Source organism: Actinopolyspora alba (assembly GCF_900112765.1).
Lineage (GTDB): Bacteria > Actinomycetota > Actinomycetes > Mycobacteriales > Pseudonocardiaceae > Actinopolyspora > Actinopolyspora alba.
Genome location: NZ_FOMZ01000007.1, coordinates 294,943 through 308,666, shown reverse-complemented (window position 1 = coordinate 308,666; position 13,724 = coordinate 294,943). Strand labels below are relative to the sequence as shown.

Sequence of the window (13,724 nt, the reverse complement as noted above, 5' to 3'; positions counted from 1 at the left end):
CACCGCGACCCGCTCGCTCACCCGTGGTGGGGTACGCGCGTCCAACCGTTCTCGCGTTCCGGCACGGCCCCGCGAGCTACGCGGAAACCGATGTCGTCGAGCCGGTTGGTGGGATGGGTGCGGCGGCGCACCGAGGCGCGGCAGCTCCAGTGCTCGTCGAACCAGCCGCCGCCGCGCAGCACCCGGTAGGTGCCGTACACCTCGGGATCGTAGAAGTCCCAGCACCACTCCCAGACGTTGCCGAGCGTGTCGTGCACGCCCCACGGGTTCGGCTGCTTGCGGCCCACTTCGTGCACGTGTGCGTCGGAGTTGTCGCGGTACCAGGCGATCTCGTCGAGCGGCCCGTACCGCGGCCCGGTGGTACCCGCTCGGCAGGCGTGCTCCCACTCCGCTTCGGTCGGCAGCCGGTAGCCGTCGGCCGTGGTGTCCCATTCGACGGTGTCATCCTGCTCGTGCAAGCGGTAGGCGGGAGTCAGACCCCGCAGCCGGGACAGCGCGTTGCAGCAGCGGACGGCGTCCCACCACGAGACGCTTTCGACCGGGAGCTGGTCACCACGTGCCGAGCTGGGCCGCATTCCGGTGACTTCGGCGTAGCTGGCCTGCGTGATCGGGGTCGCGGCGAGGCTATAAGGAGCCAGATCGACCGACCAGCTTCGCCGCGTCCGGCGATCCGTGAGCACCACCCGTCCCGGAGGCAGGTCGATCAGCTCGATCTCGGTACCGACAGTCACGGGCGCTCGTTTCGAGGAGTACGTTCGTTCGAAGGTGTCACCCCGCCCGGCGACCGCCGATCCCGCCCCGGTGGGAACGAGCACGGCGACTGGTGAGATCCGATGTGGCGTGGGCGACTGCTGGAGACTACCGGCTCCCGATACCGGGACGGCAAACCGTTTTCCACCACGCGGTCACCCACGCGAATCGCTTCGGGCGAGGCCCCTAACCGGCCAACCGCTCCCCGCTGTCGGCGGAGAAGACGTGCACCTCGTCGGCGCGGAACCCCACGGTGACCCGCTCCCCCACCTTCGGCGGGGTGCGCGCGTCCAGCCGCACGATGAGCCGTTCCGAATCCCCGGCGCCCTCCCCGCCGTCGACCACGCCGTGGCACAGCGCCTCGGCGCCGAGCTCCTCCACCAGCTCCACGGTCATCGGGATTCCCTCGCTGCCCAGGTGCAGCGATTCGGGACGCATCCCGAGCAGCACCGTCCCGGCGCCTTCCTCGGCGGCGGCATGCAGCGCTTCCCGCGACAACGGCACCGTGGTACCGCCGAGTTCGGCGCCGTCCTCACGCAACACCGCGCGGGGCAGGTTCATGGCGGGAGATCCGGTGAAGCCCGCGACGAACGCGTTGTTCGGGTGGTCGTAGAGCGCACGCGGGGTGTCGCACTGCTGCAGCACGCCCTCGTGCAGCACCGCCACCCGATCGCCCATCGTCATCGCCTCCACCTGGTCGTGGGTGACGTAGACGGTGGTGACTCCCAGTCTGCGCTGCAACGCGGCTATCTGGGCACGCGTGGCGGAGCGGAGCTTGGCGTCGAGATTGGACAGCGGCTCGTCCATGAGGAAGACCTGCGGCTGCCGCACGATGGCACGTCCCATCGCGACGCGCTGCCGCTGACCGCCGGACAACGCCTTGGGTTTGCGGTCGAGGAACTCCTCGATGTCGAGCAGCCGGGCGGCATCGGTTACCCGCTCCCTGATCTCGGGCTTGCTCATTCCCGCGATCTTCAACGCGAAGCCCATGTTGTCGGCCACCGACATGTGGGGGTAGAGCGCGTAGTTCTGGAAGACCATCGCGATGTCGCGGTCCCGGGGTGCCAGTCGGGTGACCTCACGTGAGCCGATGTGGATGCCGCCCCGATCGACGTCCTCCAACCCGGCCAGCATGCGCAGGCTGGTCGACTTGCCGCAGCCGGACGGGCCGACCAGCACCAGGAACTCGCCGTCGGCGATGTCGAGGTCGAGAGCGTTGACCGCCGGGGTGTCCGCTCCGGGGTAGTGACGGGTCGCGTCGTCGTAGGTGATCGTGGCCATCTCGCACACTCCTCTGCGGGGAGAATCCGCCCGGTGCTCGGAGGTTCCCCACCTGCTGCCCCGGGCGGTGATTTTCAACCGTGGACGTCCGGGTGCATCCGGTGCAGCGTCGAACGATGTGTCCGTCTGATTCGTGCGCCGTCCGATGCCTCGGAAACCGGCAGCTCCACTTCGGTCTCGACCGGCCATTCCGGCGGCCGGTCGGTGCCCGCCAGCGTCCAGGCGGCCTGCCGCGCCGCGCCGATGGCGACGTACTCGGCCGGGGCCGGAACGGTGACCGGTACGTCGAATACGCGCGGCGCCGCCCGACGCACGGCCTCGGAACGAGCGGCACCGCCGATGAGCAGCACGCGGCGCACCGGAACGTGCTGCTCCCGCAGCGCGTCCAGCCCGTCGGCCAGGCCGCACAGCATCCCTTCCACCGCCGCGCGGGCCAGGTTCTCGGGGGTCATGTTGTCCCTGCGGAGCCCGTGCAGCGTCCCGGTGGCGTCCGGCAGGTTCGGGGTGCGTTCACCGTCCAGATAGGGCAGCAGCGTCAGCCCGCCCGCACCGGGCTCGGCCGCGCAGGCGAGCCGGTCGAACCCCGCGCTGTCGGTGCCGAGCAGGTCCGCTGTGGCGGTCAGGACCCGGGCCGCGTTGAGCGTGCACACCAGTGGCAGGAATCTGCCGGTGGCGTCGGCGAACCCGGCGACCGTGCCCTCCGGATCGCTGGTGGCGGTTTCCGAGCAGGCGAACACGGTGCCGCTGGTTCCAAGCGAGACCACCACATCACCGGGGGTGATGCCGAGGCCGAGGGCCGCGGCCATGTTGTCGCCGGTGCCCGCCGAGACGAGCCTGCCGGACGGTGTGGTCCCGGCCGCCTCCCCCGGGGCGAGCACGCGCGGGGTGTTCGGCGAACGACCGCCGAAGGCACGTGCGAGCAGGTCGTGGCGGTAGCGTTCCTCGTGCGGTGACCAGTAGCCGGTGCCGGAGGCGTCACCGCGATCGGTGACGTACTCCCCTCCGGTGAGCTTGGCCGTGAGCCAGTCGTGCGGCAGCAGCACGTCGCTGACCCGATCGGCCAGCCGCGGCTCGTGCTCGGCCATCCAGCGGAGTTTGGTGATCGTCAGGCTCGCGACGGGAACGGTTCCGGTCAGCTCGGCCGTAGCGGCGGCTCCCCCGCACTCGGCGATGAGCTGCTCGGCCGCTTCCGCCGAACGGGTGTCGTTCCAGAGCAGCGCGGGACGCACCACCTCCCCGGCGGAGTCGAGCGCGACCATGCCGTGCTGCTGGGCACCGACGCCGACGGCCGTCACACCGTCCAGCAGGCCGTCGGTGGCACCGCACAGGGCGTCCCACCAGACCTCCGGGTCGATCTCGGTCCCACCGTGGTGCTCGGCGGTGCCGGTACGCAGGATCTTGCCGCTCGCCGCGTCGCAGACCACTACCTTGGTGGACTGGGTGGAGGAGTCGATTCCGGCGACCAGCTCGCCGGAACCGAACGTGGGTTCGTAATCGTCGTTGTTCATCGACTGCCATCCTGCGACTGATGCGTCGAGTTCGGAAGGATCTGGAGTTTGCGACCGGTCCCGGCGCGGAACTTGCGGACCGCGTCCTCGTAGGAATCCAGCGGGAAGGCGTCGCTGATCATGGTGTCCGCGTCGACCGCGCCGCTGCCCATGAGCTCCACGGCGCGCGAGTAGCTGTGCAGCACGGCCATGCTTCCCACGATGGTGATCTCGTCGTTGTAGACCCGGAAGGGGGAGAACGAGGCGGTGGCCTCGCCCGGGGCGACTCCGAACTGCTGGAAGGTGCCGCCGGGGCGAACCCTGCTCAGTCCGTCCTCGATCGCGGCGATGACGCCGGTGCAGTCGATCACGACCTCCCAGCCGTGGCGGTGGCTCAACGAGTCGGCCGTGGTCGCCGTGGCGTCGGCACCGAGCTGTTCGGCCACCTTGAGGCGCTCCTCGTTGAGGTCGACGACCGAGACCGAGGTGGCGCCGCCCCTTCGGGCGAGCTGGGCCATCAGCAGGCCCATGGTTCCCGCGCCGTAGATCAGGTAGTGCTCGCCGAGCTTGCGGGGCAGCCTGTCGAAACCGCGCACGGCGCAGGAGAGCGGTTCGATGAGCGCGGCCTGGGCGGCGGTCACACCTTCCGGCAGCCGGTGGCAGTTCGCGACGGGAGCCACCGCGTACTCGGCGCAGGCACCGTCGCGGGTGTTGCCGATGGCGTTCCAGTCCTCGCACAGGTTGCCGTGCCCCAGCGAGCAGTAGTGGCAGCTGCCGCAGAACAGCGAGGGGTCCACCGCCACCGCGTCGCCGACCCGCAGCGACGTCACCCCGTGCCCGAGGGCGGCCACCCTGCCCGCGAACTCGTGACCGGGCACGATCGGGTAAGGAGCCGGTGCGAAGTCACCGTCGACGATGTGGATGTCGGTGCCGCAGATACCGCAGGCATCGACCTCGACGACGACCTCACCGGGGCCGGGCTCGGGATCGGGAACCGTGGTGACCGACAGTTTTCCGGGTGTTTCGATAACCGCTGCGCGCACTGGAGTGCCTCGTTTCTCAATCTCGAACGGGCTCGCCGGGGAACTCCGCGGCCGGATCGACGTGCGTGACCCGCACTTCCGTACCGAATTCCCGGATGGCCGCTATTTCTTCTTCCGGGGTGGCCTCATCGGTGACCACCAGGTCGAATGCCGCGACGGTGCCGTGGGAGTAAGTGGCCGTCTTGCCGAACTTCGAGTGGTCGACGAGCAGCACACTGCGTTCGGCCGCCGCGCACATGGCTTCCTTGATCTCGGCGAAGTCCTGCATCGGGTGGAACAGCCGCCCGTCGGTGATCGCGGTGGCCGACATGACGGCCAGGTCGGCACGCAGCCGGGAGAGCCCGCGCAACACGTCCGGTCCGGTGCAGGAGTCGAACTCGCCCCGGAAGCGTCCTCCCAGCACCAGCACTTCGCGTTCGGCTCCCGACAACGTCCGCGCCACGCCGAACGAGTTGGTCACCACCGTCAGGCTCTCGACCGCGGTGAGCCTGCGGGCGCAGGGGAACAACGTGCTGGAGTCGTCCAGGACGACGGTGGTGTTCGGGCGGACCTCGTCGACGGCCACCGCCGCCAGGGCCTCCTTCTCCGCGACGTGCAGCCCGACGCGGAACCTGGTCGCCGTCTCCATCGTCAGTGACGGGAAGGACTCCACCCGGCCCCGCAACTTGTGCAGCAGGTGCCGTGCGGCCAGATCGTCGAGATCGCGGTGCATCGTCATCAGACTGACGCCGAAGTGCTCGGCCAGCTCGTCTATGCGTGCCCTGCCGCGGTCGACGACGAACCGCAGGACCTCCTGCCTGCGTTGCTCGACCGCTGCCTCGGACGGGCGGGCCGCTGCCATCTCCCCTCCCTCACTACTTGGTAGGACTGTGTCGAGACGGTTTGCGTAGTTGGTTCCGTGGCGGAACCTCTCGCACGGCTCTCGCTGCGGGGAGGCCCGACATCGGGTAGCGGCGCCCGGTCGAATCCCGGCTTCGTCTCGTCGGGAAACGACCGTGCGGGTACGCGGGACATGTCCGGAACGGTCATTCCCGGGGGCGCACGACCGACTTGACCGCCGTCTCGTCGCGGGCCGAGGCGGTGAGCGCCTCCGGAACCCGGTCCAGCCCGAACCGGTGAGTGACCAGCCTGTCGAGCTCGACCGCGCCGGAAGCGGCGAGTGCTATGGCGGTCGGCCAGGTGTTGGCGTAGCGGAAGGTACCGGTCAGCTCGATCTCCCGGGTCTGCACGTGCGCCAGCGGGATCGGCAGTTCGTCACCGCCGAGTCCGACGAACACGCCACGCCCCGCGCGGGCGAGTATGCCGACCGCCTCGGCACCGGCCTTGGGATTGCCGGAGCACTCCAGCAGCACGTCCGGCTCGTAGCCACTGTCGGTCAGCCCGCGCTCCCGGACGTCGATCGTCTCGGCCGAGGCCAGTTCGGCGGCCATCCGCAGCCTGCGCTCGGACACATCGGTGGTCACGACCTCGGTGGCGCCGAACGCCCGTGCTGTCTGCGCGGCGAGCAGCCCGATCGGCCCCGCTCCGGTCACCAGCACCCGACTGCCGGGCGAGACCCCTGCCTTGCGGCACGCCCACACCGCCACCGAGAGCGGCTCGACGAGTGCGGCGGCCTCGTCGGACATGTCCTCCGGCACCGGGTAGGCGAACTGCTCGTGCAGCGTGACGTACTCGCAGAACGCGCCGTCGACGGGTGGGGTGGCGAAGAACCGCACCTCGGGGCACAGGTTGTAGCGCCCCGACCTGCACTCGTGGCAGCTGCCGCAGGGAACGCCCGGTTCCAGCGACACCCGGGTTCCGGGAGCGTGCCCGGTCACCTCGGAGCCGCGGGCGACGACCGTGCCGGACGCCTCGTGCCCGAGGATCAGGGGCTCGCGGACCACGAACCCACCGACCCGGCCGTGTTCGTAGTAGTGGGTGTCGGAACCGCACGTACCCACAGCGGACACCCGTACCAGCACCTCGTGCGGGCCGGGTTCCGGTACGGGGCGGTCCTCGACGGCGATGTCGCCGACCGCGCGCAGCACGGAAGCGCGCATCGATGTCGGAAGTTCGTTCATTCTCCGGTCACTGCTCCCAGTGTCAGGCCGGTGACCAACCACCGGCGGACTGCCAGTCCCGCCAGCATCATCGGCACCACGACGAACGTGCCGATGGCGCACAGCTGGCCCCAGTCGATGCCGGACTGCGTGACCAGCTGGCTGGCGGCTATCGGTAACGTCTGTGAGTGCGGGCCGCTGAACACGAGGGCGAACGCGTAGTCGTTCCAGGCGAACACCAGGCAGAGCACGAAGGTGGTCACCAGCCCGGACTTGGTCAGCGGCAACACCACGTACCGGAAAGCCTGCCAGTTGGTGCATCCCTCCACTCTGGCCGACTCCTCCAGCGCTCGGGGGACATCGGCGAAGAAGGCGCTCAGCAGCCAGATGGCGAAGGGCAGGTTGAAGGTCAGGTAGGCCAGTATCAGCCCCGGGAGGGTGTCGATCAGCCCGACCTGGCGGAACATCAGGAACAGCGGAAGCACCACCGCGGCGATGGGCGCCATCCTGGTCGAGATGATCCAGAACGACAGGTGCCTCTTGCCCCGCATCCCGCTGCGCGCGAGACCGTAACCGGCCAGCGCTCCCAGGACCACCGAGAGCACCGCGGATCCCCCGGCTGCGGCGACGCTGTGCCACAGGTAGGGCGCCAGTTCGTTGCCGCCGGTGAACAGCCCGGTGTAGTGCCGCAGGGTCGGGTTGAACAGCCACTGCGGTTCGGCGGAGTTGATGGCCTCGCTCGGCTTGAGCGAGGACAGCACCATCCACACCAGCGGGACGAGGGTCCACAGCAGAGCCAGGGTCAGCGCGATGCCGATCACGACCCTGGTTCCGGTGCCGGTTCGTTCCAGCGGACTCAGTCGTGAACCGCGGGTGCCCGCGGGTCCGCCACGGTTGTCGTCCGTTCCCCCGTCGGGGGCCGATGCGGCGCGGGAGTCCGCGGTGTCGACCACGCTCATCGGGCGAGCCCCTTCCTGTCCAACATGCGTACGAACGTCCGGGCCACAACGATGGAGGCCAGCAGCATGGCGAGCCCGATGACGGCGGCGTAGCCGAAGTCGAAGAACCGGAAGGCCGTCTCGTACAGCCGGACCGGAACTATCTTCGTGGCGTTGGCGGGACCACCGTTGGTGGTGACCCAGATGATGTCGAAGTAGCGGATCGCGTCCATCGCCCTGATCAGCAGGGCCACCAGCAGCACGTTGGAGATCGAGGGCAGCACGATGTGGCGCAGCGTCTGCCACCGTCCGGCCCCGTCGAGCGCCGCCGCCTCCCGCAGCGGGAGGGGCACCGAGGTGAGTCCCGCGAGCGTGATCAACGCGATCAGTGGTGTCCACTCCCAGACGTCCATGGCCACCACGGCCGCGAACGCGGAGAAGGTTCCGCCGAGCACGTCCCCGCCGTAACCGAGCTGTTCCAGCAGCCAGCTGTAGAGACCGATCGTCGGGTCGACGAGGAACCTGCCGAGCAGACCGACGAGCACCGGGGCGACGAACATGGGCAGCAGCAACATGCTCAGCACCAGGTTCCGGCCGCGGATCAGGCGCCACACGCACAGCGCGAGCAGCACCCCGAGCACCATCTCCAGTCCCAGGGTCAGCACGAAGTACAGCGCCGTTCGCAGCCAGAACCAGCCCATGTCGGGGTCGGTGAAGAACCGCGCCCAGTTGCTCAGCCCGGCGAAGTCCAGGCTCAGCCCGCCGAGCAGATGAACCTCGGAGAAGCTCATCACGACGATGGTGACGAACGGCAGCACCGTCAGCGCGGCGAGCAGCGCGATCCCGGGGGCCATCATGCGCCCGGTGAATCCGATGCGGCGCCGTGGCGGCGCGGGCTCCGCCGAGCGGGCCGCCGTGGTGGGTGATTCGGTGTCAGTGGTCATCGCGCTGCCACCCACCCTCTGGAGACGATGCGGTCCACCTGCTCGGTCGTGTCGCGCATGGCTTGGGCCGAGGTGGCGTCACCCGCCAACATTCGGGACAGCTCGGTGTAGATGGCGGTGTCGCACTCGCTCCACATCGGGATCTTCGGCCGCATGCCCGAGTACTCCGGTTGCCACGCCCGCTGCACCGCCGGAGCGGTGAGCATGGTGGGCATGTCGGTGGGCCGCTGCTGTGCACCGCGTACTTCCGGCAGCTGGTAGATGGAGCTCAGGGTGGGAGTGGCACCACCGACCTCGCCGGTGAGGTTGCGCAGCTGGGTCCGCCGGGAGGTCGCCCAGTTCAGGAACAACCAGGCGGCCTTGCGTTCGTTGGGGGCGGTGTTGCCGTTGATGGCGATACCCGCGCCGCCGTACATGTTGGCGGACTTGACCGGACCGCTCGGCAGGGCAGCGTAGCCCACCTTGCCGGGCAGCGCTCGTTCGTTGTCGGCGGCGAACTCGTGCCAGTTAGGGCACATCGCCACCCTGCCCGCGGCGAAGGCGGCACCCACACCGGTCCAGTCCCAGGTCCGGGAGGCCGGGTCGGCGACCGAGAGCAGGCGCCGGTAGAACTCCGCGGCCTCCAGCGCGGCATCGGAGTCCAGCTGGCAGGGGCCGGGGTCGACGGCGCCGTAGCGCCCGACTCGTTCCCCGTCGGGAAAGTACTGCCCGCCGTGGGCGAACAGCACGTTGGAGAAGTCGCACATCAGCGAGTCGTGCTGTTTGGCCTGGTGACCGGTGCCGTAGGCGACCTCGTCGACGTTGTCGTTGAACCACTGGGCTATGCGGAAGTACTCCTCCCAGGTCCGTTGCGGGCCGGGGGTGGGATCGAATCCCAGATCGGCTGCCATGCGGTCGTGGTAGGTCTCGAACAGATCCTTTCGGTACTGCCAGATCATCGTGGCGCAGTCGTAGGGCAGCGCCAGGATTCGTTCCCCGTCGCCGAAACGCCCGGAAACGTCCATCTGCAGCGGAACGAACTCGTCGAACCGCGAGGTGTCGCCGGGCAGCGACGGATCTCCCGCCGGTTCCCGCAGGTCGACCAGCCCCTCGGCGTAGGGCGCGAGCACCTGGTAGGAGTCGGCGTAGAGCACCTGGTACTGCGACTGGCCGGAAGCCAGGTCCAGCGCCACCTTCTGCACGAGGGCGGACAGTTCCAGGGTCACGATGTTGATGTGGATACCGGTCAGCTCGGTGAAGCGCTGCGCGTCGGCGGCGATGGCGCTGGTGGGCGCCGTGTTCTCCGAGACGAAGTTCAGGGTGCATCCGGCGAACTGCCGCCAGGGATCGGCCGTGTCGCGGCGTCGTACGTCCTGTCGAGTGGAACAACCACTCAGCACACCGCCACCGGCCATGGCGGCTCCTCCGGCGAGTGTTCCCGTCAGCAGACGTCTTCTGCTGACGGCCGCTGGTTTCGGATCGACCATGGGCTCTCCCGCTACTCACCCGTCCGTGTGACTGGAGTCATTCTTAGCAGAGATAACCCATCTTGTTAACACTTTCTGCGGTATCTATTGGTAGACACCTCTCCACGGGCTCTTGATCACCGGAAAGAGACCCCGCACCCGTGCGGCCGTCCCGAGCGGCGGCGAAGGGCCGGGTTAATCGCGACGCCGTGGGTCCGGGCCATGATCCGCCTGCCGCTTCGAGGGCGGGGCGGACACGGGTTCCCGCTGTACGTAAGGTGCGGGTTCGGCTAGCGGGAGGAGGGCTGATCGGCCAGGTGGCCGGGCAGCGTGCCGGTCACGAGCATCTTCGCGGCCGCGCGAGCGGCAGCCACGGCCGAATCGTCGTTCACGACGGCGTAGCTGATGATGGCACCTTCGTGCAGGCTCAACAGCTGCGTGGCGAGAGCCTCGACGTCGTTCCCGTCAGCCGCGCCCGCCTCGGTGAGCAGGTCGCGAAACAGGGCGCGCAACCACGTCTTCTCCGCGACGGCGATTCGCCTGCCGGGATGGTCGGCGTCGGGCAGCTCGGCGAAGGCGTTGCTGAAGCCGCAGCCTCGGGTACTCGGCGCGAGCCATTCCGGGAGCGCGTCGAACGGCACCAGCACGCGGGCCACCGGGTCAGGTGGCGCGTCACGGAGGCGAGCGGTGACCGTGTCGCGCCAACGCCGGTCCCGGGCGTTCAGATAGGCGGCGACGAGGTTGTCCTTCGACCCGAACCGGTCGTAGAGGGTCCGCTTGGTCACGCCGGACTCGGCGGCGATGGTGTCCACCCCGACAGCGTTGATGCCGCGCCAGTAGAACAGCTCCGAGGCGACGTCGAGGATCCGCCGCGCGCCGGGCGTCAGCGATTGTTCCGAGTGTGTGCCAGTGCTCATCGTCACCCCAATTGACTTCACAGACCTGTATACCTACAGTCGTACAGGCAACTTCACAGATCAGTGTAGGAGATACAGCGATGACCTGGTCACTGGACAACGAGTTCGAGACACCTGGCGGGATGATCCGTTGGACGGCCCTGGGAAGCGGGGAGCCGCTCGTGCTCGTGCACGGCACCCCGTACTCGTCCTTCCTCTGGCGCGACCTCGCGCCCGCGCTCGCCCGAACGCGGCGGGTCTACGCATTCGACCTGCTCGGCTTCGGCCGATCCGAGCAACGCGAGGGACAGGACCTCAGCCTGGCCGCGCACGCCCGGAACCTCGCCCGGCTCCTCGATCATTGGGAACTGTCGAACCCCAGTGTCGTGGCGCACGACATCGGTGGGGCGGTCACGTTGCGCAGCATGCTGCTGGAAGGGGCGAGCTTCCGGGATCTCACACTGTTCGACGCCGTGAGCGGCGGCGAGTGGGAACGCGGACTGTTCCAGCTCATCCTGGAACACGCCGAGGTGTTCCATCGGCTTCCGGGCTACGCCCACCGGGAAGTGGTCGCCGGTCACATGCGCCACGCCACGAACCTCGGATACCCGCAGGCGGTCCTCGACGCGTTCCTCGACCCATGGCGCGGCGAGACCGGACAGGCCGCCTTCTACCGCCAGTACAGCCAGATCAAGCAGGAGCACACGGCGGCCTACGAGCACCTGCTCGGCGAGATAACCATCCCGACGCGCCTGATCTGGGGCACCGAGGACCGCATCCTCCCGCCCCGCTACGCGCGGTGGCTGCACGAGCGGATCCCGCACGCCGAGCTGCACTGGGTCGAAGGCGCGGGCCACGTGCTGCAGGAGGACGCACCGGCGCAGCTGCTGGCCCATCTCACGTCACCGTTCGACAGCCCCTCGAACACCGCCGCTACCTCCGAGCGGGAGAGGGCTTGAGCCAACCGTAGCCGCGGATGTGCCCGCGTTCGACGTGCCCGGTGGACACAGCCGGTCGAGCTTCCGTTCAGCTCGCGGTGTCGGCCAACCAACGCAGCGCGAGCGCGTAACCGCGCACCCCGAGCCCCACCAGCACACCAGTGGCGATGTCGGAGATGTAGCTGTGTCCCCGGAACGACTCGCGCTGGTGCACATTGGACAGGTGCACCTCGAGCAGCGGCGCGCGCAGCTGGGCGCAGGCGTCCCGCACGGCGATCGAGTAGTGCGTCCAGGCGGCGGCGTTGAGCACGACGGGCCGCCGCGAATCGGCGGCCTCGTGCAGCCAGCCGACCATCTCGCCCTCGTGGTCGGTCTGGCGCACCTCCGCCTCGATCCCGAGCTCGGCGGCCGTACTCCGGCACAGCTCGACGAGGTCGGCATAGGTGTCGTGCCCGTACTTGTCCGGCTCCCGGGTACCGAGCCGTCCCAGATTGGGACCGTTGAGCACCAGCACGTTCAAAGCAGAACCTCTTGTCCCGACTTGGCCCCGCCCTCGGCGAGCGCGGAGTAGGCCGCCGCCAGCAACGACGGGTCCGGCCCTTCCAGCCTGCCCGGCTTGGCCAAACCGTCCAGCACCACGAACCGCAGCACTCCCGTGCGGGTCTTCTTGTCGGTGCGCATCAGTTCGAGCAGGTCGTTGAGGGCGTCCGCGTCGTAGGAGACCGGCAGCCCCAGCCGGTCCAGCACGGCACGGTGCCGATCGGCGGTCTCGTCGTCGAGGCGACCCGCCAGTCGCGCCAGCTCGGCGGCGAAGACCAGCCCGATGCTCACGGCCGCACCGTGGCGCCAGCGGTACCGCTCCCGGCGCTCGATGGCGTGGCCGAGGGTGTGTCCGTAGTTGAGGATCTCGCGGTGATGGGACTCGCGCAGATCGGCACCGACCACAGCGGCCTTGACCCGCACCGCCCGCACGACCAGCTCGGCCAGCACGTCGCCCGCCGGCTCCAGCGCGGCGTCGGTGTCGGTCTCGATGAGCCGCAGGATCTCGGGATCATCGATGAAACCGCACTTGACGATCTCGGCCATCCCCGCGATCAGCTCGTTGCGGTTCAGCTCATCCAGTGTGGCCAGGTCCGCGAACACCCGGGACGGCTCGTGGAAGACCCCGACGAGGTTCTTGCCCGCATCGGTGTTGATCCCGGCCTTACCACCCACCGCGGCGTCGACCATGCCCAACAGCGTGGTCGGCACGTGCACCACCCGGACACCTCGCATCCAGGTGGCCGCGACGAAGCCCGCCAGATCCGTGACCGCGCCACCACCGATGGAGACGACGACACCGCCGCGGTCCATGCCGATCTTGCCGAAGACATCCCAGCAGAATCCGGCCACGGCGAAGGTCTTGCCGTCCTCGGCGTCGGGAAGTTCCACCCGATGGGCGTCCACCCCGGCCTCGCTCAGCTCCTCCCGTATCGTCTCCACGGTCGTGGTGAGCGTGGGTTGGTGCAGCAGCGCGACAACCGAGGCGTCGCCGAGGAACTCGACGAGCTCACCGAGAAGTCCACGTCCGACCAGCACATCGTAGGGCTTCTCGGCATTGACGGGGATTCGCTCGGGCTCGCTCATCGTGTCCTCTCGCTCTCAACGGGCTCGTCCCGCATTGTCCCGCGAGTCGCCGCACCGCCACGCACAGGGTGGGCGTTCGAAGTAGCGCGACCGAGTACACGGCGTCACCTGACGGCGCTTTGCCAGTCGCGCCACCGCCACAACGACCACTCGCACCAGGCAGGCGGGAAGCCCATCTCGTTCAGGGAGCGTCCGGTAGGTGGGAGGACTGTGATCAGCAGGTCGATGAGATGGTCGCGCCACCGCTGCCACGTGTGCGCGTCGGCACTCTCGGCAAGTACGCCTCAGCCAAGCACGTCCTCTTCCGGCGTCCGGACACAAGAAAACCAGCCCGTGA

Annotated in this window: 13 protein-coding genes; 1 reads left to right on the top strand and 12 read right to left on the bottom strand. The window is 68.9% G+C overall.

What is annotated here, in order from left to right; genetic code table 11:
* Positions 1-17 precede the first annotated feature (17 nt).
* From BM150_RS12885 to BM150_RS12840, 10 genes are all read right to left on the bottom strand, one after another.
* Positions 18-731, bottom strand: a complete 714-nt coding sequence (locus BM150_RS12885) for a formylglycine-generating enzyme family protein (RefSeq protein WP_092927548.1) — start codon at positions 729-731, stop codon at positions 18-20.
* Between the two features lie 205 nt (positions 732-936).
* Positions 937-2,031 (bottom strand): ABC transporter ATP-binding protein, encoded by a 1,095-nt coding sequence (locus tag BM150_RS12880; protein WP_092927428.1) that lies wholly within the window; start codon positions 2,029-2,031, stop codon positions 937-939.
* Positions 2,032-2,105: 74 nt separating this feature from the next.
* Positions 2,106-3,539 carry a xylulokinase gene (gene xylB, locus BM150_RS12875; RefSeq protein ID WP_092927426.1) on the bottom strand — a complete coding sequence of 478 codons (1,434 nt, stop codon included), beginning with the start codon at positions 3,537-3,539 and terminating at the stop codon, positions 2,106-2,108.
* On the bottom strand, positions 3,536-4,561 hold the full coding sequence (locus BM150_RS12870) for a zinc-dependent alcohol dehydrogenase family protein (protein WP_092927424.1): 1,026 nt from the start codon (positions 4,559-4,561) through the stop codon (positions 3,536-3,538). The genes xylB and BM150_RS12870 overlap by 4 nt, the downstream gene beginning before the upstream one ends.
* A gap of 16 nt (positions 4,562-4,577) precedes the next feature.
* Positions 4,578-5,402: a DeoR/GlpR family DNA-binding transcription regulator gene (locus BM150_RS12865; protein WP_092927422.1), complete on the bottom strand. Its 825-nt coding sequence runs from the start codon at positions 5,400-5,402 to the stop codon at positions 4,578-4,580.
* Positions 5,403-5,586: 184 nt separating this feature from the next.
* On the bottom strand, positions 5,587-6,621 hold the full coding sequence (locus BM150_RS12860) for an NAD(P)-dependent alcohol dehydrogenase (RefSeq protein WP_245755466.1): 1,035 nt from the start codon (positions 6,619-6,621) through the stop codon (positions 5,587-5,589).
* Positions 6,618-7,559: a carbohydrate ABC transporter permease gene (locus BM150_RS12855; RefSeq protein ID WP_092927420.1), complete on the bottom strand. Its 942-nt coding sequence runs from the start codon at positions 7,557-7,559 to the stop codon at positions 6,618-6,620. The genes BM150_RS12860 and BM150_RS12855 overlap by 4 nt, the downstream gene beginning before the upstream one ends.
* Positions 7,556-8,482, bottom strand: a complete 927-nt coding sequence (locus tag BM150_RS12850) for a carbohydrate ABC transporter permease (protein ID WP_092927546.1) — start codon at positions 8,480-8,482, stop codon at positions 7,556-7,558. Before BM150_RS12850 ends, BM150_RS12855 begins: the two co-directional genes overlap by 4 nt.
* Entirely contained in the window at positions 8,479-9,948 is a 1,470-nt protein-coding gene (locus BM150_RS12845; RefSeq protein ID WP_092927418.1) for an extracellular solute-binding protein, read from the bottom strand. The genes BM150_RS12850 and BM150_RS12845 overlap by 4 nt, the downstream gene beginning before the upstream one ends.
* A gap of 269 nt (positions 9,949-10,217) precedes the next feature.
* Entirely contained in the window at positions 10,218-10,844 is a 627-nt protein-coding gene (locus BM150_RS12840) for a TetR/AcrR family transcriptional regulator (protein ID WP_092927545.1), read from the bottom strand.
* An 80-nt stretch (positions 10,845-10,924) separates the two neighbouring features.
* On the opposite strand from BM150_RS12840, the gene BM150_RS12835 reads away from it, so the two are divergent.
* Positions 10,925-11,782 (top strand): alpha/beta fold hydrolase, encoded by an 858-nt coding sequence (locus BM150_RS12835; protein WP_092927416.1) that lies wholly within the window; start codon positions 10,925-10,927, stop codon positions 11,780-11,782.
* A 67-nt stretch (positions 11,783-11,849) separates the two neighbouring features.
* On the opposite strand, the gene aroQ is transcribed toward BM150_RS12835, so the two are convergent.
* Entirely contained in the window at positions 11,850-12,281 is a 432-nt protein-coding gene (gene aroQ / locus BM150_RS12830; protein ID WP_092927414.1) for a type II 3-dehydroquinate dehydratase, read from the bottom strand.
* Complete coding sequence (gene aroB, locus BM150_RS12825) at positions 12,278-13,387, bottom strand: 3-dehydroquinate synthase (RefSeq protein ID WP_092927413.1); 1,110 nt, start codon at positions 13,385-13,387, stop codon at positions 12,278-12,280. Before aroB ends, aroQ begins: the two co-directional genes overlap by 4 nt.
* Positions 13,388-13,724 lie beyond the last annotated feature (337 nt).

Excerpts from the sequence above, each read along its gene's own strand:
- BM150_RS12880 (WP_092927428.1), bottom strand. The coding sequence starts at position 2,031 with ATGGCCACGATCACCTACGACGACGCGACCCGTCACTACCCCGGAGCG.
- xylB (WP_092927426.1), bottom strand. The coding sequence starts at position 3,539 with ATGAACAACGACGATTACGAACCCACGTTCGGTTCCGGCGAGCTGGTC.
- BM150_RS12865 (WP_092927422.1), bottom strand. The coding sequence starts at position 5,402 with ATGGCAGCGGCCCGCCCGTCCGAGGCAGCGGTCGAGCAACGCAGGCAG.
- BM150_RS12860 (WP_245755466.1), bottom strand. The coding sequence starts at position 6,621 with ATGAACGAACTTCCGACATCGATGCGCGCTTCCGTGCTGCGCGCGGTC.
- BM150_RS12855 (WP_092927420.1), bottom strand. The coding sequence starts at position 7,559 with ATGAGCGTGGTCGACACCGCGGACTCCCGCGCCGCATCGGCCCCCGAC.
- BM150_RS12850 (WP_092927546.1), bottom strand. The coding sequence starts at position 8,482 with ATGACCACTGACACCGAATCACCCACCACGGCGGCCCGCTCGGCGGAG.
- BM150_RS12845 (WP_092927418.1), bottom strand. The coding sequence starts at position 9,948 with ATGGTCGATCCGAAACCAGCGGCCGTCAGCAGAAGACGTCTGCTGACG.
- BM150_RS12840 (WP_092927545.1), bottom strand. The coding sequence starts at position 10,844 with ATGAGCACTGGCACACACTCGGAACAATCGCTGACGCCCGGCGCGCGG.
- BM150_RS12835 (WP_092927416.1), top strand. The coding sequence starts at position 10,925 with ATGACCTGGTCACTGGACAACGAGTTCGAGACACCTGGCGGGATGATC.
- aroB (WP_092927413.1), bottom strand. The coding sequence starts at position 13,387 with ATGAGCGAGCCCGAGCGAATCCCCGTCAATGCCGAGAAGCCCTACGAT.